The sequence below is a fragment of the Actinomycetota bacterium genome (assembly GCA_030684515.1).
In the GTDB taxonomy this organism is placed as follows: Bacteria; Actinomycetota; Actinomycetes; order S36-B12; family S36-B12; genus UBA11398.
Genome location: JAUXVJ010000009.1, coordinates 641,703 through 662,441, shown reverse-complemented (window position 1 = coordinate 662,441; position 20,739 = coordinate 641,703). Strand labels below are relative to the sequence as shown.

The 20,739-nt window shown below is 58.1% G+C and carries 19 protein-coding genes; 10 read left to right on the top strand and 9 right to left on the bottom strand.

Features of this window, described 5'->3' with window-relative positions:
• Positions 1-272: 272 nt before the first annotated feature.
• Entirely contained in the window at positions 273-2,486 is a 2,214-nt protein-coding gene (locus Q8M73_05170; GenBank protein ID MDP2287938.1) for a glycosyltransferase, read from the bottom strand.
• Positions 2,487-2,509: 23 nt separating this feature from the next.
• The gene (locus Q8M73_05165; GenBank protein ID MDP2287937.1) at positions 2,510-4,300 is read right to left on the bottom strand and encodes a glycoside hydrolase family 99-like domain-containing protein; all 1,791 of its coding nucleotides are present in this window, start codon (positions 4,298-4,300) and stop codon (positions 2,510-2,512) included.
• A gap of 489 nt (positions 4,301-4,789) precedes the next feature.
• Between Q8M73_05165 and Q8M73_05160 the strand changes: the two genes are divergently transcribed.
• From Q8M73_05160 to Q8M73_05140, 5 genes are read left to right on the top strand one after another with little or no spacing between them, the layout of a single operon-like run.
• A complete protein-coding gene (locus Q8M73_05160) occupies positions 4,790-5,773 on the top strand; it encodes a MoxR family ATPase (GenBank protein ID MDP2287936.1) in 984 nt (327 codons plus the stop codon).
• A gap of 4 nt (positions 5,774-5,777) precedes the next feature.
• Positions 5,778-6,719 (top strand): DUF58 domain-containing protein, encoded by a 942-nt coding sequence (locus Q8M73_05155; GenBank protein MDP2287935.1) that lies wholly within the window; start codon positions 5,778-5,780, stop codon positions 6,717-6,719.
• Between the two features lie 52 nt (positions 6,720-6,771).
• Positions 6,772-7,608 (top strand): ABC transporter permease, encoded by an 837-nt coding sequence (locus tag Q8M73_05150; protein ID MDP2287934.1) that lies wholly within the window; start codon positions 6,772-6,774, stop codon positions 7,606-7,608.
• Between the two features lie 4 nt (positions 7,609-7,612).
• A complete protein-coding gene (locus Q8M73_05145; protein ID MDP2287933.1) occupies positions 7,613-8,323 on the top strand; it encodes an ATP-binding cassette domain-containing protein in 711 nt (236 codons plus the stop codon).
• A 2-nt stretch (positions 8,324-8,325) separates the two neighbouring features.
• Complete coding sequence (locus tag Q8M73_05140) at positions 8,326-9,513, top strand: hypothetical protein (protein MDP2287932.1); 1,188 nt, start codon at positions 8,326-8,328, stop codon at positions 9,511-9,513.
• Here Q8M73_05140 and Q8M73_05135 read toward each other — a convergent pair.
• From Q8M73_05135 to Q8M73_05125, 3 genes are read right to left on the bottom strand one after another with little or no spacing between them, the layout of a single operon-like run.
• Positions 9,468-10,484 carry a cellulase family glycosylhydrolase gene (locus tag Q8M73_05135; GenBank protein ID MDP2287931.1) on the bottom strand — a complete coding sequence of 339 codons (1,017 nt, stop codon included), beginning with the start codon at positions 10,482-10,484 and terminating at the stop codon, positions 9,468-9,470. The genes Q8M73_05140 and Q8M73_05135 overlap by 46 nt on opposite strands.
• Positions 10,485-10,502: 18 nt before the next feature.
• Positions 10,503-11,126, bottom strand: a complete 624-nt coding sequence (locus tag Q8M73_05130) for a hypothetical protein (GenBank protein MDP2287930.1) — start codon at positions 11,124-11,126, stop codon at positions 10,503-10,505.
• Positions 11,119-12,498 (bottom strand): DUF6350 family protein, encoded by a 1,380-nt coding sequence (locus Q8M73_05125; protein MDP2287929.1) that lies wholly within the window; start codon positions 12,496-12,498, stop codon positions 11,119-11,121. Before Q8M73_05125 ends, Q8M73_05130 begins: the two co-directional genes overlap by 8 nt.
• Before the next feature lie 249 nt (positions 12,499-12,747).
• Here Q8M73_05125 and Q8M73_05120 point away from each other — a divergent pair, with 249 nt between their 5' ends.
• Positions 12,748-13,761: a Fic family protein gene (locus Q8M73_05120; GenBank protein MDP2287928.1), complete on the top strand. Its 1,014-nt coding sequence runs from the start codon at positions 12,748-12,750 to the stop codon at positions 13,759-13,761.
• A gap of 7 nt (positions 13,762-13,768) precedes the next feature.
• On the opposite strand, the gene Q8M73_05115 is transcribed toward Q8M73_05120, so the two are convergent.
• Positions 13,769-15,094, bottom strand: coding sequence for a bifunctional diguanylate cyclase/phosphodiesterase (locus Q8M73_05115; protein MDP2287927.1), 1,326 nt, complete (start codon positions 15,092-15,094; stop codon positions 13,769-13,771).
• 140 nt (positions 15,095-15,234) lie between these two features.
• Here Q8M73_05115 and Q8M73_05110 point away from each other — a divergent pair, with 140 nt between their 5' ends.
• The 4 genes from Q8M73_05110 to Q8M73_05095 all read left to right on the top strand — a co-directional run bounded on the left by Q8M73_05110 (position 15,235) and on the right by Q8M73_05095 (position 17,097).
• Complete coding sequence (locus Q8M73_05110; GenBank protein ID MDP2287926.1) at positions 15,235-15,828, top strand: ArsR family transcriptional regulator; 594 nt, start codon at positions 15,235-15,237, stop codon at positions 15,826-15,828.
• A complete protein-coding gene (locus Q8M73_05105; protein ID MDP2287925.1) occupies positions 15,825-16,307 on the top strand; it encodes a hypothetical protein in 483 nt (160 codons plus the stop codon). Before Q8M73_05110 ends, Q8M73_05105 begins: the two co-directional genes overlap by 4 nt.
• A 136-nt stretch (positions 16,308-16,443) precedes the next feature.
• Entirely contained in the window at positions 16,444-16,722 is a 279-nt protein-coding gene (locus Q8M73_05100) for a type II toxin-antitoxin system RelE/ParE family toxin (protein ID MDP2287924.1), read from the top strand.
• 75 nt (positions 16,723-16,797) lie between these two features.
• Positions 16,798-17,097, top strand: coding sequence for a HigA family addiction module antitoxin (locus Q8M73_05095; protein ID MDP2287923.1), 300 nt, complete (start codon positions 16,798-16,800; stop codon positions 17,095-17,097).
• 84 nt (positions 17,098-17,181) lie between these two features.
• Here Q8M73_05095 and sucD read toward each other — a convergent pair whose 3' ends face one another.
• From sucD to Q8M73_05080, 3 genes are all read right to left on the bottom strand, one after another.
• Positions 17,182-18,054: a succinate--CoA ligase subunit alpha gene (gene sucD / locus Q8M73_05090; GenBank protein ID MDP2287922.1), complete on the bottom strand. Its 873-nt coding sequence runs from the start codon at positions 18,052-18,054 to the stop codon at positions 17,182-17,184.
• 12 nt (positions 18,055-18,066) lie between these two features.
• Positions 18,067-19,254 carry an ADP-forming succinate--CoA ligase subunit beta gene (gene sucC / locus Q8M73_05085; protein MDP2287921.1) on the bottom strand — a complete coding sequence of 396 codons (1,188 nt, stop codon included), beginning with the start codon at positions 19,252-19,254 and terminating at the stop codon, positions 18,067-18,069.
• A 196-nt stretch (positions 19,255-19,450) separates the two neighbouring features.
• Entirely contained in the window at positions 19,451-20,728 is a 1,278-nt protein-coding gene (locus Q8M73_05080; protein MDP2287920.1) for an ATP-binding protein, read from the bottom strand.
• Positions 20,729-20,739: the final 11 nt, after the last annotated feature.

Sequence of the window (20,739 nt, the reverse complement as noted above, 5' to 3'; positions counted from 1 at the left end):
CGAGTTCTAGTTTTTCGATTGAAGTAGCCACGCTCTCAAGAAGTGACGCGTTTGGCTGCCGATCCAGTCGGCTAGTACGCGCCCGAATCCCTTCAATCGGAGTTTCACTGCGTGCAGCAGTATGGATAAGTCCCACGTCAAAGCCCAGCAATTTCGCCTCGCGAAGTACGAGGCCGTTGTATGTACCGCTATGCCCACGACTGCGTCTTCCATACGGATCGCAGACAACGAATCGACTCATTGGAGATCGTCCTGCCCGCGAGGAGAATGCCTCATTCGAGTGCGAAGGCGGAGGCATATGCGACCTTCATCGCTTCCATCGAGTACCTATTTTGAATCAGCGCAGCAGCTGCTTGCACTCGCGCTCGCACTCCGCGACCATCCCGTGTAGTTTGTAAGTGAACTGCTGCCGCTTCAATGTCGGGCTCGGCCCACCACATATCTCTATCCGGATAGAAGTACTCGCCGGTATTCACACGAACCAGTTCAAAATCGACGAGTAGCGAAGTCTCCGAACTACAGTAATCCATATTTCCTGAATACCCCGTTGCGATGACTGGAGTGCCAAGTGCCATCGCCTCAGCTATTGAGTACCCAAAGCCTTCCGACCTATGCAGACTCAAATAGCAACTGGAACTCGCAATGAGCCCTAGGGATTCGGACCTACTCAACTCGCCTTCCAGAAGCAACATCCTGGCATCTCCTTGCACTAGTTCTAAGAGTTCCCGCGAATGGGCACACCCTGCGCGTGCCAAGGATCGCAACTGTTCTGCATTGCGCACGTGAATTACAAGGCGAGTACTCGTATCATGACCCAAGGCAAGCAGAAATGCCTTCACCGCAGCAGCAGGGTTTTTTCTGGCCGCCGTTGAGTTAGCGTCCATCGTGAAAAGCACGACAAATGCATCTTGAGGGATCCCCCATCGGGTCCAGTCAACTTCCACTGCGCCTGTGACATCAACCAGATGGCCGACTGAACGCACAGGTTTATTTGTCACATTCGCAAAGAGATCCGCCACGTATGTTGAACCTGTCCAAATTTCATCTACCAAATCAGGGATCCGAGTCAACTTGTTTGGCAGATGCGACGTCTCCCACATAAAGAAGCCGATGGTCCTTCTTGCTGTCCACAAGTCACTTTGCCAAAGCCGCGCCCCAGGAACACTCTCAAGCGGGAGATGCAGGAGCGCGTCGTGCCCAGCTGAAACTTCGGCGCGTACCACACAAGTATCCAGGTCTCGTATCTGCGGGCGATGTGGATCGATGGTGCGCGTGCACGTGTGCAATCCCAATGAGCGAGCGATCGTGACCGACGCCGCGGCGTTGTTCCCTAGTCCTGACTTGTGCCCCACGAGTCCAGCCACAACAAGATTCTGAATTCTCCGCGTGGTCGCCGATTGATTGGATTTATCAACAGCATCGATTGCTGAGTTTTCGGCCCAAGATCTAGAGAATCCACCGAAGGAAAGCCACTCAGCGAAGTCCCTCTCAAATCGGCCGTCCACCTGCAGTGAATTCTCGGAAGACACTCGCCAATAGTCACGCCTAAATTCCTCTTGGAGGTGCGATAGAGAAGAGCCCGCGATGCTAGTCGCTTGTCTTCCATTGACTTGAGCGTGCACCCGCTCATCAACTGAAAATGTGGGTCGGTGCCCTACTCCTCGTCCAAGCTCTATGAGCGAAGCCAACCCAGCAGCAGTGGATTGCGCATCGTCGTCGGACTTCGCTTCTGCAGCAACGGCATAGAAGCGAGCCAACGTGGCGATATCGCTTGGGTTCAAAGGACGATAGTCAGCTGCACCGGAAAGAGAACCAACTGTGTCAATCTGACGACCGGACCTTGGCGTCACCTGTGTAGGCAGCGATAAAAACGGCTTCGCCACTTCGGCCGCAAGCTCCGTCAGTTCAATGGCGCCCACTAAATCTTGCGAGCACGTTTCAATCACTTCGAGAACGTCTCCCGGTCGCACCAAGTATCCGAAGGCGTCGACCATGTTCAATTCGAACGACGCATGACCTCGCAGTCCATCAAAGAGTTGCGCCCGATTCGCTTCGCGCAGAGGAACTTCCAGCCGCTCACCAGCCTGATTTGCCAAGAGTATGGACGACGCATGACAAGCCTGGTCAAGACGCCAGACTTGCCCGGAAAATCGAGCGGGCAAGGTGGACGTGAACACAACCAAGAGGTGCGTGCGCACTTCCTCTTCCGTCCTGGTTCGAGTAATGAACTCAAGAGGATGACGAGCGCAACGGATGGTTGCGTGGGCGTGGGGTGGAACGTCTTCCCAACACTCATCCGCGAACCAGAATCCGAATCCCGTCGGAACGTCAGGTCGCGTCATCATTTGTCGCGTTGAAAAGGTTTGAGTACCCCAGATAATCTCGATGTCCGGCGCTGACGGTTTGCACAAGCGACAACCGAACCAACCCGCAATAAGCCCACCATGCAACCGATCAATATTGCCGACCGAAGCGTGCAAATCCATATTTGGACGCCCCCGCAGCAATCTCAAGATTCATCCGCGAGTTGCGAATCCTTCAACGCTGCCAACATTCCATCGCCAAACCGTTCTGAGGGCTCAAGAACAGCGCCTTCCGCCCACTCATTCCATGCGTTGACGAAGAGCAAGCCCGAATTGCGGACTGCGGGCGCCGCAGCTGCACGGTACGCCCACTGTCGGAAGGTCACCGGATTGGATCCAACGAAGGCGTAACTGTCGCCCCCACGTCGTGCTGTGTTGTCCCATCCAGGAATGATCGTTGGATGGACAGGCTTGCCCGCGTTGCCGAGTCCCTCAATCGTGGAAAGACGTGCGGCGCTGTCGTACGAGATGAACTGGTCGTCACGATGATTGTCGGCCAGCGCCGGGAGTCTGGAAAAATGTTCGAGTCGGACGCCGCTGCCTGGGGGGAATGAGACCAGCCCATCGGAGGCTTCTAGCGCCACTGATTTGAGTGACCCAAAGTCCCGCGATGGCTGCACAACCAGGATGTGCAACCCAGACAAACCTTGCTCGATTGCTTGTGCGCGCAGCATACTTGCCGATTTCGCGAAGTCCGAAATGAGATCAACCCGGTAGATCAAGAGCAGTGGTTTTCCCTGCACTTGTATGTACCGCGTATCGCGCATGAATGGTGCCACAGACTCGATGAAACGCGATTCCCATCCAGACGTAAGGTCTTGAGGAATAAGAGTCTCGCCGTCGAGTCCATCCCATCGACGGGTCCATGGCTCATTTGCCCAGCACAGCGCCAATGGCAATTCGATCGATCGATCACCCAGCCAATTTTCGAGTGGCGTCTTCAGAACTTCGCGGCCGTTAAACCAGTAGTAATGGAATATGAATCCGTCCAAGGAATAGCGCTTTGCAAGTTCGGCCTGCGTTCGTAGAACTTCAGGGTCAGCCAAGTCATAGAACCCAGTGGTGTAGTTCGGGAGAATTGGCTGCCGATGACTTGGGAACAAGGGTTTGGCTTTGCGAACATTCACCCAATCCGTGAATCCCGCGCCCCAGAATTCATCATTTTCCGGAGTGCAATGAAACTGTGGAAGATAGAACGCCAAAGTCTTTGGCCGTGCGGGCGAACTTCTCCGAACGGTAGCCAGACGAGTCTTCACATCCATAGCTTCGACAATGTCCATCCCCGCGACTGAACTGAAAATCCCGATCAGACGCTCGAGCGCATGTGCCGTTGTGGCGTCATATTGGCCTCCTTCTGGTTCAAAGTCGGCCCCATCCAGACAAAGATCAGCCATCCGCTCCAGGAGCCACGGTCGACACCAGAACATCGAACCGGCGGGAAATTGCAGATCGTCAGGCTCAAACGCCATTTGCATTCGAAATGCGAGCGCTTCAACCAAGGGTCGATTGCTACCCCAATGTTCGACTCCTGCGACTTGACTTGTCGGAACCACGAGACCTACCGATCGGTCTTCGCGAAGAAGGTCCACCGTTCGCCTGATCTGCTCCGGACTTTCAAAAATTCCGTCGAGCAGCGCTAGACGCCACCCGTCCCCGTCGATTCGATGCTCACTTTTCTTTGTGTGAACTTTGGCAACGGCGTCGTAGCCAGAGAGGAGACCCTTGTTTGCCAGTTCAACAAGTGGCGCCCAATCGCGACCCTTGTTCTTACACACCTCAAGATGAGCATGCGGGTGACGGCGGAGAATATTTGGGATTACTGACTCTGCTTCGCCTTCGGTAATGGTGACGACGAGATCAAACTCCTCGGGCATCCGGGCAAGGCGATCATCAATGTCCGGCCAGAGTTCTGGGTAGTGGACGTGCGCTACGACCAAGACGGAAGGCGATCCAAGTGGCCTCTGGATGACACCATCTGCACACTTTGGCCGTCGTAGTTGCGAGACACCTACTCCCTGCTTAAGCGGGGAATATAGGGGAAAGGCGTCTGCGGGCGGCATAAACAATCCAGTTGTCCGAATTGAACTGTGGCCTCCACCGTCAGCATTGCGATTTGCAAGCTTCTTTAGTGCCCGCCGAGATTTCACTCGGGCGGTTCTCCCGCGGCTGGCAACGGCTCGCACAGGACTCGTGAGCCGCCAAGAGGTGCTTGCCAACACCTGACTCATTTGTCGGCGGTACTCCTCCACCGTTAATTCAAGATCAGTCACCCGCTGACGCAGGCGGCTGAGTTCGGCCTGCGTTTCTTCTGAACCTTCAGACTCCAGCCCAGTTTCATCCAGAGGGGGGCCATCGAGAGTGGTCATCGCACCTCCTAGCCCCCTAGTACGTGGTGATCCAGCGATCCGGCAACGTAACATGCGCGCATGACTGCTCTCACCCCAACAATGGGCAATTCTGGCACTGGGCCAGCGTGGAGCGAACAGCGCATTAGCAGCCTCCTGTCGGCTATGGGTGGATTCATCCAGGGAAAGCCCGAAGTTACCGATTTGGCCGTGACTTGCCTGCTGGCCGAAGGTCATCTGCTCCTCGAAGATGTGCCGGGAGTCGGAAAGACTTCGTTGGCTCGGGTCCTGTCTATTGCTGCAGGTGTGTCATGGCATCGAATTCAGTGCACGCCGGACGTACTCCCCTCAGATGTAACTGGCGTATCTATTTGGGACCCTGGGACAAAAGAATTCGAATTCCACCCAGGACCTGTATTCGCCTCCGTCGTGCTGGCCGATGAGATCAACCGCGCCACACCGCGCACACAGGCGGCCCTGCTCGAAGCGATGGAGGAGCACACAGTTTCTGTCGATGGCGTAACTCACGCACTGCCATCGCCCTTCTTCGTCATTGCGACACAGAATCCCATCGAAATGGCGGGAACCTATCCGTTACCCGAGGCCCAGCTGGACCGCTTTCTGATGCGCACGTCCATTGGTTACCCCGATCACTCCGCCGAAGTAGCCGTGTTGAGTAGGCACCACGCTGGTGATCGCGTCTCAGACGTCCTCCCCGTACTGAGCCACGCTGACCTTTCAGATTTGATCGCCTCAGCGGCCAGTGTTGAGGTCGACGGAGTTGTGTTGGACTACATCGTGCGGATTGTTTCTGCTACGCGAACGAAGTCCGGTGTCTTGCTTGGCGCTTCACCTCGCGGGTCTCTCGGCTTGCTGCGAGCGGCCCGTGCACGGGCGCTCGTGCGCGGGCGCTCATTTGTCGTGCCAGGTGATATCCAGGAGCTCGCCGAGCCGGTGCTCGCCCATCGCCTGGTCCTAGAAGCTGACGCCTTGGCTAACAAAGCCACCCAAGCAGGCGTGATCGCTCAGATCATCGAACAGGTACCCGCACCGCAGGGAAACTAGAGACGTGTGGGTCGAACTTGCTTCCGCGCTGATCGGTATTGCGGCTCTACTCGGCGTAGGCCTTTGGTTTGCGCGAGTTCCTGAATCGGCCATCTGGCACGATGTCGAAGTCCCTTCTCGCGTAACCCGCGGCCAATCGGCACGACTGCGCATCGAAGTCGCCGTGTATGGCCCAAGCACCTGGGTGAATGCCGTTGGAGAACGCCGCCAAAAGGTCAAACCGATACTCGAGTGGCCAATCGAAACTGCTAGGCGTGGAAAATTCCTTGTTGGACCATCACGCTTGGAATTTGCTGATCTGTTTGGTTTGCGTGTTCGTACGCTCGCGACGAGAGCCCTCACTCAGGTTGTCGTCGTCCCCCGCATCGTGGCGGTTCCGCAACTTGTACAGGTGACCCCCATCAGTTCTGGCGTTCTAGACGAACGCCCCGGATCGGAACAGTTTCATTCCCTACGTGAATATGTTCCGGGTGATCCAATGCGCTTGATCCACTGGAGGTCATCGGCTCGAGCGGGCAAACTGATGGTTCGTCGGCTAGTCGACACAACTGTGCCGACGCTGCTCGTTGTCCTCGATCTCGACAAGCGTTCGTATAACAAGACCGCATCGCAATTCAGTAGTTTCGATGCAGACGCGTTCGAGGCGGCAGTAGATCTGGCTGCATCCTGCGTTCTGGCACACTGCACTTCGGCGCAACGGGTGCTGTTAACCACGACACGCTCTGGTGAGCACGTCATCGAAGTCTCGCCCCGCGACCGCGATGCGGCACTTGATTGGCTTGCCATGATCGAACCCTCGGATACGACACTGCCAATGAGGATCCAAGAGCTGGCGAGTGCTCGTGGCCTTGGCCATATCGCACTGATCACCGGCGGCACGAGCGTGCTTGACAGCGCCAGCAGGGCCTGGGGTCAAGTTGCCGAAGTCACAACACTGCGGTCTTGACGCCTACCTGCTCTGAAATCTGTGCGTAACGCATTCGACTATCCTTGCCAGAGTGACGACGGATCAGGCGCGTGGAGCTGTCGGCGAGGTTCCGGCAGGAAGTCTGACTGCTGGCATCGCCGATATCAAAGCGGGCGTCAGCCGGTACCAAGTCTGGGGAACGTTGACTTGGCACAGCATTCGGTCTTCCTATCGACGCACCTATCTGGGGCCCTGGTGGATCACGCTCCAGACAGTCGTGTTTGTCGCCGGTCTTTCGATGCTTTTTGGGATCCTGCTTGATCAGGACATCCATACCTTCGTGCCCTACGTTGCTATCGGCTTTATCGTCTTCACATGGATGACAGGCATGATCCAAGGCGGAGCCAACGCCATCGTGAAAAACGCATCGGGCATCACTTCCACGCCTGGGCCGATGTCAACGTACGTATTAGAAGGTTTCGCCTCAACGACGATTCAGTTTGGTCATGATGCGATTGTCATTGTGGCAGTCCTCGTCTTGTTTCAAGTTCCGGTCGGCTGGTCAATTGTCCTTGTTCCTGTTGCGTTGGCTTTAATCTGCATCAATGGCATCGCCGTGGGGCTATGGCTCGGTCCAGTAGTGGCGCGCTACCGAGATGTTGGACAGATCGTGACCTCGATAGTTCGAGTGATGTTCTTCTTTACCCCAATCTTCTGGGTCGCCGATGATTTGACGTCCAAACAGCAAGCGGCGATCGCCGGATGGAATCCATTGGCCTATCTGCTGGAGTTCATGAGGGCACCATTGCTGGGCGAATGGCCCGGGCAGATTGCCGTGATCGGTACATTCGTGATCACGTTCGTGAACGTGATCGTTGGCGTGTGGCATTTCAGTCGTGTCCACAATCGGATTGCGTACTGGGTGTAGCGCGATGACCTACTCCATTGATCTGCAAGAGGTATGGGTTGAATACCAGCTTCGTCATGCCCATCACTACAACTTGAAGCGCACAGTCTCGAACTTGCTGACTCGTCGCGTTGAGCGTCCCGAGATCATCAGTGCTCTTCGCGGCGTCAATCTTCAAGTTGAGCCAGGTCAGCATTTGGGCATCGTCGGACCCAATGGGTCTGGCAAGTCAACGATGCTTTCCGTCATCACCGGGACCTTGACTCCAACTCAAGGCGAGGCCCGAGTGCAGGGGCGCGTGCTCGCGCTGCTTGGTGGGCCCAGCCAAGGTCTGGACCCTGAGCAATCGGGTGAAGAGAACGCCATTGCCATTGGTGTTCGCCTAGGTGAGTCGCCTTCGCGCATGGCTGAACTGCTGCCGTCGATCATTGACTTCTCCGGTCTCGGCGATCGAGCACGTCATCCCGTCTATACCTATTCAAGCGGCATGCAGGTGCGGTTGCGCTTCAGCGCTATCACGGCGTTGAAGGCCGACATCCTGGTAGTTGACGAGGGCATCGGGATGGCCGACGCGGAGTTCAATGAGCGAGCTACCGGGCGCCTTCAGGAGTTCTACGGATCAGCCGGAACGTTGATCCTCGCCTCGCACAGCCCCGACATCATCGCGCAGCACTGCGAAACCGCAGTGACACTCATTGCAGGTCAGATCACCGCCAGCCAAGCCTTGAAGAAGTAGCCGTGCGCCTGGTCGATGGGCGAAGTTGGGCCGTGCTGCCCACACTGGTCATCAACTGGGCGGTCTTCGCGCAGATCGTCAGTTTCCAGGGTCTCGTGCTCTGGGTTGCGGCGACTTCCCTGCTGTGCTGGTTCATGGTTTCTGCTGTGATGGCGATTCCGCGCCGTGTGCTGGCCTGGGTCATCGCCTTGGGCTTGCCTCCAATTCTTGCCGCAGCAGCGGAATTCTTTGGCGGCACAAACTCAGGGTCTATCGCTAGGGCCTCATTCGTCGCCTGCGGCTTGACCACCGCTGCGGCGCTGATTGCATCGACTCGATACGCGCGACTCGTGCTTGTGCCGATGACCCTTCTGCTGGTCTGTGCTCTTGCTCTGGGGGCGGCCGGCAACGCGATTGCGTGGGTTGGCGCATGGGTGGTCGCAGCCGGCTTCACCTTGGTGATCCTGGGTCCTTACGGCGAGCATGAGTTGATCACCAAGGAGCGGCTTCGCTTTCTCGTGCTCGTGCTGAGCTTTGCTGGTTTGGCTGCCGTCGCAGCGGCCGCTGTTGCTGACCTCGTCATCCGTCAACCGTGGGTCGTGCATCCACAAGGCCTCATCCCCAAAGATGAGCCAACACCGACTCCCAGCAGCAGCTCGTCTGCTCCCGCCCTAGCCGAAGAGTCCGGCGGGCTCGCAGATCTACTCGCTGCTCTTGGGTCGATTTCCATCAAGCTTGCGACTGCTCTTGCGGTCGTCGCTGTGATCTGGCTCGGCGTCAACGTCGTGATTCGATTCATTGTCGCGATCGGCTGGCGTCTTGGACTTCGCGAACTGGAGACTGGCACCACGCGTGAGCAGGTATTAGGAGCCTGGAGTTGGGCGCGCCTGCGGCTGGCTCAGCGCGATCAATCGCTACCTGTTCACCTCTCCCCCGACGTCGCAGTGCGCTGGGCTGCTGATGCCGGTCGTCCAGAGCTTGCAGAGCTTGCTGCCTTGGTTGCCCCCGTGGCCTTCGGGGCTTCAGCTCAACCCACTCCCGACGAGGCATACCGCGCATGGGTGCTCGCCGATGAAATCGAATTTCTAGCCCGAGGGAAGACTCTTCGCACACGATGGCGCCATGCGCGCCGATCGATCAGTAGCGTCCGGCTGGATCTGGCCCGTCAGGCGATGGATCTCAACCAGCGCGCCGCTGGCGTGCCTTCGTAGATCTGAATCAGGTTGTTTGGTCCAAGATCAGTCCACGCGTACCACCAGCTTCGTTGAATGCCTCCTGCACTTGCACTGTCGGTCATTGACTGCATTGCAGCCTGTTGATTCTTTGCGCTCAGACTCGCACCGTCTCTGAGATTCATCTCAGTGATCCACAGCGGCAGGTTCTTGATACCGGCTTTCTCTGCGGCTTGCCTTACTTGGGTAGCGATCGCGCTCACCCCGGCCGGGAGATTCTTGCGCGTTGGATACCAGTGGATGCTGATGGCTGTTGGGGTTGCGGTTGCTTCCTGCGGCTTCAATGCGTCGAGCATCGGCGCGATCTTGTTGAGAGTCTTGGTCGGGCTTGTTGCGAATGCTCCGATCACAATCTGTGCTTCGGGGTCAGCTTTGGCGATTTCTCTGCTGGCAATGCCTGTCAGCTCAGACCATTCCTCGTTGCTTCCACTCCAGTAGGTCAGGGAGTTCGGCTCGTTCCAGATCTCATAGCCGTGGATTCTTCCTTGGTAGCGCTGCGCGACTTTTTGTACGAACTCCGCCCAGTCGGCCCAGCGCTTGGGAGGGCTCGCTGAGCCCTTTCCGAGCCAAGGTGCGTCCGTTGCTTTCTGCTGCTTTGCCGCCCACATCGGTGTGCCACCGAGGGTCATCAGGATGTTCTTGACCCCTTTGGCCTCGGCCTTTTCGACGAAGGCATCAAGCCTGGTGAAATCCCATTGGTCATTTGCCGGCTCGATGTTGAGCCAAGCGGTTCGCGCATCCCAGATTCTCACTGAGGCGACGGGCACGGTTGGCCATTCACCTGGGTGGACGCGCTTTGTTCCGTCGCGTTCAATTCTCAGGCCGCCGATGGCCCAAGGGATGTTGAGATTTACACCGTTGTCTTTGACGGGAGTTGGTGCTGCGCTGGCAGCTTGGGGCAGTAGCAGCGCTATCCCAAGTGCTGCAAGCGCAACAGTTCCGGCTCGCATGTGATCGTCTGTCGCTGTCTAGACGACGATTTCCTTGTTGAACTGGCGATACATGTGGGCTGTGAACAGGGCCGTGAACGGCAGGGTGATCAGCGTCAGCACACCGAAGAACAAGGTGCCCGACAGGCTCACGATGACGTTCAGAACGGTCATGATGGCTGCCGGGCCGATGTTCATGCGAATGACCTCGAAGCTAGATCTGATTGCCTCGCCTACCTTGACTCCCTTGTCCAGCACGAAGAATGGGCCCAGTTGGAGAAAGAAGATGACGAAGAAGGCCGGAAGGATGCACAGCATCAAGCCAAGGACCGTCAGAGCGATGTAGGCCAGTACGAACAGGATGTACTTGCCCAGATACTGGGTGGTCAGCATGTCGGCGAAATTTGGCTCGTGCCCTTGGGTGGTGCGCAGGGCCGCACGATCCACGCCGATAGCGGCGAAAGCCGAGAGCAGCAGAAATGCAAAGGCCAAGATCACCAGGAGATACGAGCCAGCGCCCGCGTTGCTGAAGACTTGCTGACTCACCTGAGCCACGAACTGGGTCACCATCACCACAGCTGCCAGCGCCAGGAAAGGCACGGGATTGCGACGGAAGGTGTCAAAGGCCCACGACAGTCCTCTTCGAACGTCTGCCTTATCCATTGATCTGCTCACTCTCCTGGTCTGAAGTCGCTGATGCTTCCACATCTGTCGGGTTCTCCACGCCAGTGGCCTCTTGGGGTAGTTCGACTTCGACGATTTCCTCAACTGGATCTGCTGTCGGTGCTGTCGGTGCTGTCGGTGCTGTTGTGGGCTCTGCCGTTTGCTCGGCGTTGTAGTACTTGTCCTTGGGCACTTCCACTTCTGGTGGCGGCACCGTGCGCAGGGCAAGGGCGGTCGGCACTGCTCCGAGTGCGGTCAGTCCGAAGGCCAGCAGTCCGACGAATACTGGGTCTGGTCCGACACTGAGCAGTCGCACATCGCCCAGTGATCCGGTGCTGAGCGCGGTGAGCGCGCCAATGGTGATTCCTGTTGCGGCGCAGGCTGCGGTTGCGCTGGCCAGGCGCATGAGCGCTGGCAGTGGTCCCCCGCGCGCACAGGTGATGCCCACGCCGACTCCGATGAGCACGGCGATGATCGGCAGGCCCCAGGCAAGTGGTCCGAGCTTCTCGGGCAGGGCCGCAAGAAGCGGAAACGCGGGGAGTTCGGTCGGTGGCGGGGTGGGCATGAATGGGCTCAAGCCGATGCCAGGCCCGATGGCGATGCCCGGCCCCAGGAGATAGGAGGTTGACCACAGGACGAGCACGGGCAGATAGCCGATGCAGGCGATGACGATGAGCAGTCCGCCGAAGACTCCGGCATCAAGGAACTCCAGGATCTCTCTTGCCTGCCAGAAGTGCCAGATGAGCGAGATCAGAGCGAGCACTGCTCCCGCGCCGAGCAGGCCAAGTGCTCCGGCTGTTCCCGCTCTCGCGACCGTCTTGATGTCTTTCGGGATCTGTTTGAGCAGGGCCTTGCCTTGATCCGTCGTCCGCATGAGTGCTGTTGCGAACGTTCCTGCGGCGATGATGGCGCCGGTGAGTGCTGCCTGGCCGATCGGGGCTTGCAGTCCTTGGGTTGCGGTGAGAGCCGCGACGGTTGCCATGACTGCGGCATAGGTCAACGCTGCGACAGCCATGAGGATGCCCAATTCAAGCTTTGTGGAGTTCTTGGTAGCTCTGCCGAGCATCAGTGCGGCGCGGTAGAGGGCGAAGATCACCACGATCACCAAGCCCCAGGGCAGGATCGAGTACTTCACCGGGCCGTTGTTCAGTGGCACATTCTGAATGCCAAGCCAGGCTCCGCCGATGAGATTGGCCAGTTCACGTGGTCCATTGGCACCGTGGTCAGTGGTGAGCCATGCCGCCCAGATGGGGATGCCGATGAGCACCATGCTGATGGCGGCTCCAACGAGCGTGCCGATGGGCGCGATCAGCCAACGCGGATGGAGCCGGGAGGTCAGCGCTTTCAGGTCGTTCATCACTGGCGCGCTCACAAGTCCACCATTTCAGACTTTTGGGCGCAGATCGGGGACCTGCTGGCAGTGTTCGGCGACTCATATTTCCCATCGGGGCTCACGGCAGGCCAGGTCGGGTACTTCCCGATATGCTGCATAGAGTTGTCGTGTTTGTGTTTATTATGGCAGTACTCAACAAGTAGTATTACGATTCAGGAAGTTGTTGTGTTGTAGTTTTGTGAGCCCTACTTCAGCAACTTACAAAACGGCCGCATCAAGGAGGCGCGCATGAAACCCGGGCGACCTTCTCGGCAGGCGATCTATCGCCAACTTGAGGAAGCAATTGCAGATCTGCGTACCCGCCTGGGCGGCCTGCCTACGCCGGCAGAAGCCGAACTCATCTGGGATGAACTCTGGCATCAGGAAGCCCACCACTCGACAGCTCTGGAAGGCAACACGCTGATCCTCAACGAGGTCCGCACACTCCTTGACGAGGGCCGCCCGGTGGGTGAGAAAGAGTTGAAGGAGTACATGGAAGTCTTGGGTTACGCCGCCGCTGCCAAGTGGGTCTACGGACAGGCACTGGACCCTGGCGACTGGGTCACTGGCGACCTTCTCAACATCCAAGAGGTCCGCACCGTCCACTACGAGACCATGACACCTGTATGGGGTGTAGCGCCGCACCCGCATGCGACAGCAAATGAAAAGCCAGGTAACTGGCGCGAGCATGACATTGCGTCCTTTCCTGAAGGCATGACACCCCCGTCGTTCACAGAGATTGGCCACCGGATGAGCGACTGGGTAGCAGACGTCAATACTCTGCGCGATGCCAGCCAGGTGCCGTTTCCTGAACGCCTGGCCAAGCTCCACAACGACTTCGAGAAAATCCACCCCTACTTGGACGGAAACGGACGCACGGGCCGACTCGTGCTCAACTTGCTCCTCGTCCGTCTCGGCTATCCGCCGGCAATCGTGTTCAAGAACCAGCGCACCAAGTACCTGACGGCGATGCGCAAGGCAGACAAGGGCGACTACGGACCCTTAGGTGAACTGATTGCACGGGCCGTCACAAACAACCTCTACAAGTTCGTCGTCCCGGCATTAGCTGGTCCTGCACGGCTGGTGCCATTGGCAAGTCTGGTCGATGAAAAGGCAGGGCTCACAGCAACTGCACTGCGAGCTGCGGCAGAGCGGGGTCGCCTACGCGCGCAGAAATCCAGCAACGGAACGTGGCAGAGCTCAAAGACGTGGGTCGCGGACTACCAGAAGAGCAAGCACAAGCGGGTTCGGCACTACGGGTGAACGGAGGTCAGGAATGCGGGTAGACGTGCTCGAAGAGCTCATCGATTTGCCTGGCCGGCACAGCTTCAGAGTAGAGAAAGCCTTGGGCGCTCGGACAGCCCACTGATCTGAGGAAGTTGGCCTGGTCTTCGTGCTCAACACCTTCAGCGGTGACAGCGACACCGAATTCACGAGCCAGGGCCACGATGCCTGCCACGAGCCGTCGATCGACATCGTTGGTAATGACATTGGCGATGAAGCCCTTATCAAGCTTGACCACGTCAACTGGGTAGTTGCGCAGGTAGGCCAAGGACGCGAAGCCAGTGCCGAAATCGTCAATCGCAATTTGAATGCCTCGTTCGCGAATGCCCAGCACATTGGCTCGCACTGTTGGTGTTTCGCGTAGCAATGCAGTCTCAGTGATCTCAAGGCAGAGCAGATCCGGACACACCGCACTTGAAATCAGAGCCGCATCAATGGTCTCCAACAACGCTGTGCTCGACAACTGTATTGCAGAGACATTGATCCGAACTGTCAATGGACTTTCGGGATTAGTCTGTGCCCAGGTTGCCGCTTGATGCAAAGCCTGATCGATCACCCAGGCACCTATCCCGATGATGAGCCCAGTGTCCTCCGCGGTCTTGATGAACTCTTCAGCCAGCCGCATTTCATGATCAGGGTGATCCCAGCGGAGCAGGGCTTCAACGGCTACCAAAGAGCCTGTGCTCAGGTCGACTTCTGGTTGGTACCAGACCACGAGTTCATCGCGCTCCAAGGCCGTGCGCAATTGGTCTTCAGCAGTCACCCGTTCAATCACCGAGGCTTGCAGGTCAGCGTTGTAGAGCGCCATCCGATCGCGGCCCTCGGCCTTGGCTGCAAACATCGCTGTGTCGGCCTCGTCCAGCAACTCACTTGGTTCGACCTGGCCAACCGATATCGCCACGCCGACACTGACGGTGGTCTGCACGCGTGTGCCTAACACCTCTAGGGAGTCGTGAAAGGCATCGATGACGCGCATGGCTGCGCGCACCGGTTCGGTGGCATTGCTCAACTCACGAATGACGACCAGAAAGTCATCGACGCCATGCCTGGCGACCACATCACTGCCACGAACGGTCACTTGAATACGCGCGGCCGCCGCGCGAAGCAACTCATCGCTGTAGGAGCTTCCTAGGGAGTCGTAGACCTCGTTGAATCGATCCAGACCGATCATCAGCACTGCCGTGGGGCGACCCGAGCGCTGACTGGCACTGAGCGCGCGCCCCAACTCCGCTAACAAGGCATCGCGGTTCGCGAGTCCTGTCAACTGGTCGTGCATCGCTAAGTCGGTCAACTCAACCTCCGGAAACTTCACCCCGATCCCCGGCCAAGGTTACATCTTTTCACTCAAATGGGGGACGCGCTTGCAGACCAGTTCGGGACGCAGCCTCGAGATGGACACAATACATAATCCGAGCACTTGACTTACATAAAAGGTAATGTACATTACTTGTGATGGAAACTAAGGCGTCAGCCCTACTGCCGATGCTGCGCTCGCGAGTGCAGGGCGACATCCTCGCGACCCTGTTCTTGGATCCCGAGAATGCCTACAGTCTCACCGACCTGGCCCGTCGAGCCCATGCCAGCGTGCGGGCTGTGCACGCTGAGGCAAACCGACTCAGCGCGGCCCATTGGATCACCGAGGAGCGCGCAGGCAACAGCCGGATGCTGCGCGCCAACACTCACTCGATCATTGCCAGCTCGCTCACCGATCTGCTGGCCGTCACCTACGGCCCACTTCCGCTCTTGACTCAGGCGCTGTCTGGAGTAGCTGGGATTGAGCACGCTTTCATCTACGGCTCGTGGGCAGCGCGCTACGAGGGGCACCCGGGCGCGATCCCCAGGGACATCGACGTTCTCGTGGTCGGTGATGCCGACCTTGATGATCTGGACGAAGCAGTGGGCGATGCAGCGAGTCGACTCAACCGCGAGGTCAACATCCGCCGAGTTCGCCCTGACCGCTGGGCAGTCCCCGGCGATGATCCGTTTCTGAAATCGGTCCAATCCCGCCCACTGGTGGAACTGCAGCTGAGCGCGGCATCCACGTGAGCGTGGTGTGGGAGCAGGGCCGCGAAACGATTACCAAGATGCTCGCCAACACACGACTCGAGCAGGTGCCTGCGAGCCGTGAACACGCGGATCTGCTGATCGCCCAAGCTCGCCAGCACCTACTGAGTGCAAGTGTGATTGCTGAGACAGATCCCGAGGGTGCGTACGCGATGGTGTACGACGCAGCACGCAAGTCGCTGGGAGCTGTCCTGGAAAACCAGGGACTACGCACCACCAGTCTTCCCGGCCACCACCAAGCGATATACGAAGCCGTCTACGCACAGTTGGAACCTCCCATGGGTAGGCAACTGCTTCCCTTCAACAGGATGAGGCGGACGCGCAGTTCAGCGGAGTATCCGAGGCCCGATGACCCTGCTCTGACGACTCTGGACGTACTCGAGGACTGTGCGAGGTCTCAGGAGATCGTTGACATCTGTGCACAGGTGTTGGATCACATGCCCGTCTTCGCGCTTAGCTGAACATGCGAAAACCCCCGGTTCCCCGGGGGTTTTCACATGTCTTGCGTTCTTGCTTTCCTAGCCCTTGGTCATGATTTCGCGCATCAGACGAGCAGTCGCGCTTGGCATTACTAACGCTATGCGTTACTATTGGATCGTGATCCTGTCCTTCGCTGACAGTGACACCGAGGCACTTGCCGGTGGAATGCGAGTGCGGCGGTTTGTAGCGATCGAGAAGGTAGCTCGGCGGAAACTGCTTCAATTGGAGATCGCTGGTCAATTGGATGATCTCCGTATTCCGCCAGGAAATCGCTTGGAGCAGTTGAAAGGCAAAAGGCGTGGACAAATGAGCATTCGGATCAATGACCAGTGGCGGGTGTGCTTCGCATGGACCAGCGCTGGGCCTGCTGCAGTTGAGATTGTTGACTATCACTAGCGCGAAGGAAGCATCGTGACAACAAAGGCCAAGAAGCCAATTCGATCCAGATCGAGCCTGGCATCGAGCGCGAAGTTGCCTGCCCTTGATCCCGTGACTCCAGGCGAATTGCTCTGGGAAGAGTTTCTCCTCCCCCTAGGTATGTCCCGTTACCGCTTGGCCAAAGAGATCAATGTTCCTGCCCAGCGCATCGGCGACATCATCAGCGGCAAGCGTGCGATCTCTGCCGACACCGATCTGCGTCTCTGCAAGTTCTTTGGGCTGTCCAACGGCTACTGGCTTCGTGCACAAGTAGCGCACGACATAGAAGCGGCTTCAGTTCAACTGGCTGAGCAGTTACGCCAGATCAAGCCGTGGGATGGAAGCGCCGCCTGAATGAGGCGGATCGGCGAGTAGTGACGGACATGTGAAAACCCCCGGTTCCCCGGGGGTTTTCACATGTCTCGCGCTCTTGCTTTCCTAGCCCTTGGTCATGATTTCGCGCATCAGGCGAGCAGTCGCGCTCGGTGTCTTGCCGACCTTGACGCCAACAGCCTCGAGTGCTTCCTGCTTGGCTGCAGCAGTGCCTGCCGAGCCCGACACAATGGCGCCAGCGTGGCCCATGGTCTTGCCCTCAGGTGCGGTGAAGCCAGCGACATAGCCGACAACTGGCTTGGTGATGTGCAGACCGATGTAAGCAGCGGCACGCTCTTCAGCGTCGCCACCGATTTCACCGATCATCACGATCGCGTCAGTGTCGGGATCGTCCTGGAAGGCCTGCAGCGCATCGATGTGCGTGGTGCCGATGATCGGATCGCCACCGATGCCAACGCAGGTGCTGAAGCCGATATCGCGCAGTTCGTACATCATCTGGTAGGTCAGGGTGCCTGACTTGGAGACCAGTCCGATGCGACCCGGTTTGGTGATGTCGGCCGGGATGATGCCCGCGTTGGCAACACCTGGAGTGATCACACCTGGGCAGTTTGGCCCGATGATGCGGGTCTTGCCCGAGTTCTGCGAGAGCTGGAAGAACTTCGCGGTGTCGTGCACCGGGATGCCTTCAGTGATCAGGATCAGCAAAGGGATCTCAGCATTGACGGCTTCTTCAACAGCGCCGATGGCGAACTTCGGCGGCACGAATGCCACGCTGACATTTGCACCCGTTGCGGCCATTGCATCACCAACGGTGTTGAAGATCGGGATGCCGTCAAGATCCTGACCGGCCTTGCCTGGGGTCACGCCGGCCACCACGTTGGAGCCGGAGGCAACCATGCGGCGGGTGTGCTTGGTGCCCTCTGAGCCAGTCATGCCCTGGACGAGGATCTTGCTTTCATTGTTCAGCCAAATAGCCATGTTCGTATGCCTCTACTTTCCGGCCTTGCGTGCTGCTGCCAATTCGGCAGCGCGACGCGCAGCATCGTCCATGGTCTCGACCATTTCGATTAGTGGGTGATTCGCTTTGGTGAGGATCGCGCGACCTTCGATCGCGTTGTTGCCATCGATGCGAGCAACGATCGGCTTGGTCAGCGTTGCGCCCTTGGACTCGAGCATCTCCAATGCCTGCAGGATGCCGTTGGCAACGGCGTCGCACGAGGTGATGCCGCCGAAGACGTTGACGAAGACTGACTCGACCTCAGGGTCGTTCAGGATGATGTCCAGGCCATTGGCCATGACCTCAGCGCTGGCGCCACCGCCGATGTCCAGGAAGTTGGCCGGAAGAATCCCACCGAACTCCTCGCCGGCGTAGGCAACAACGTCGAGCGTACTCATCACAAGACCAGCGCCGTTGCCGATGATGCCGACCTCGCCCTGCAGCTTCACGTAGTTGAGTTCGAACTCAGCTGCGCGCAACTCGATCGCGTCGGTTGCCTCGCGGTCCACCAGGTCAGCGTGACCGACGTGACGGAAGGCTGCGTTGTCGTCGATGGTGACCTTGCCGTCCAGGGCCAGCACCTTGCCACCTGGGGTGAGCACGAGTGGGTTGACCTCAACGAGCGTGGCATCTTCCTTGACGAAGACGTCCCAGAGCTTCAGCAGGATCGCAACGACCTGGTCGGCGATCTTGTCGTCGAACTTCGCGGCGGCGACGATCTCGCGAGCCTTGGCCTCGGTGCAGCCCTCGAGTGCATCCACGCGGATCATGGCGAGTGCATCGGGGTTGTTGACGGCGACCTCTTCGATCTCCACGCCGCCCTCAACGCTGGCCATGGCCAGGAAGGTGCGGTTGGTGCGATCAAGCAGGAAGGAGACGTAGTACTCCTCGGCGATATCGCTGGCCTCGGCAACAAGGACGCGATGGACGGTATGGCCCTTGATGTCCATGCCAAGGATGGCCTGAGCCTTCTCGAAGGCATCATCAGGATTCTCAGCCAGCTTCACGCCGCCTGCCTTGCCCCGGCCACCGGTCTTGACCTGGGCCTTGACTACGACCTGGGTGCCGATCTTGCGGGCGATTTCATGGGCAGCATCGGCAGTGCTGGCTACTTCACCCTGGGTCGTGGGAACGTCATGGGATTCGAACAGCTGCTTTGCTTGGTACTCGTACAGGTCCACGCAGGACTCCTTTTGCGATGCGACGCGATGGCAGTGCGGAATTCGGCGAATGTCAGCCGAGCGGGCTGAGCCTACCCACGTTTAAAGGGGCTTTGCGCCCGGATACCTGTGATCTTGGACCCACTCAGCGCGGTGGTCGCCCAAGGCCAGCCGGACTACTCGGACCATTGCGGACAAAGGACTGCGGAATGGTCGTCTACGTCAACGGCGTCCAGAGCCGGTCAACTGGGACGACGTGAATTCCGGGCTTGTACGTGTAGTGCCGCTCCCCAAGGTAGAGCGCTGCCCCGCCCAGAAACTTGTCACCGAGCTTTGCCTGGAGTTTTTCCATTGGCTTCAGTTCGCCTCCGGGTACCCGGGTCGCCGCCTTCACCTCAAACGCCAGAACTTTTCCATCGTCTCGCTCAAGAACAAGATCCACTTCATCGCCATCGCGAGTGTTCCAGTGACCAGATGTGTGCACGCCTTCGATCCATGACACCTGCTTGAGGATCTCTCCAACTACGAAAGTTTCCACCAGGTGACCCAATTCAGTCAGCGCTGTGGCCTCCATCGTCGCCAACTTGTCAGGTGAAAGGCGCAGTAGGCGCGCTGCGATGGCCGAATCAACCATGTGGACTTTCGGCAATCTGGAGGTCCGTGCGCTGAGAGTCTTGCCCCAGGCAGGCAATCGATAAATGAGAAACACTTGTTCCAAGAGCGCGGCATAGTCATTGGCCGTTGTTACTGCCATACCCACGTCTTTGGCTGCTTTTTCTACGTTGAGTATCTGACCTGTTTGCCCAGCGAGCCGTCCGATCAGGACTGACAATTGCTGTGGCCGTCGAATATTGGAGATGTCCCGCACATCTCTTGCCAGAGTGAGATCCACGTAGTTGTCTACCCAACGATTTCTGGCAGCAGTGGACGACGCGGCCAACGCCAGTGGAAATCCACCCGCGCTTATTCGGGCGATGTACGACTCACGAGATTCAGACGACTCTCGCGTCTCGGCGATCGTCGCGTCTGGATCATCGACGAATTTCTCCAGCCATTCCTCATGTACTCCCGCGATTTCTCCTTGCGAGAGGGGAAGCACCCGGAGTCGAGAAAGTCTGCCCGTCAAGGCCTGCGCGTCAGGCAGGAGCGACTCATACTGAGCCGAACCTGTCAGCAGGAAGCGTCCGGCTTCATGGCTACGGTTCAACTCTGCCTTTATGGCATCCAGCACGATTGGTGCCTTCTGATACTCATCGATACAGACCAGCCCGCCACCTGCAATGAGAAGCGCGGGATCTGCACGGGCCACGTCCAAAGTTGCAGGATCATCCAGGTCAATCAATCTGCCTGCTCGCTCACGTGCAATTTGGCGCAAGAGGGTGGATTTTCCTACTGATCTGGGCCCTTCCAGGAGCACTACTGGATCGTCGTGCAGGTAGTCCAGCGCCTTGGCCATTATTCGGCGTTCATAGTGCGCTGCCTGCCTTTTGGCCATGGGGGAGGGTA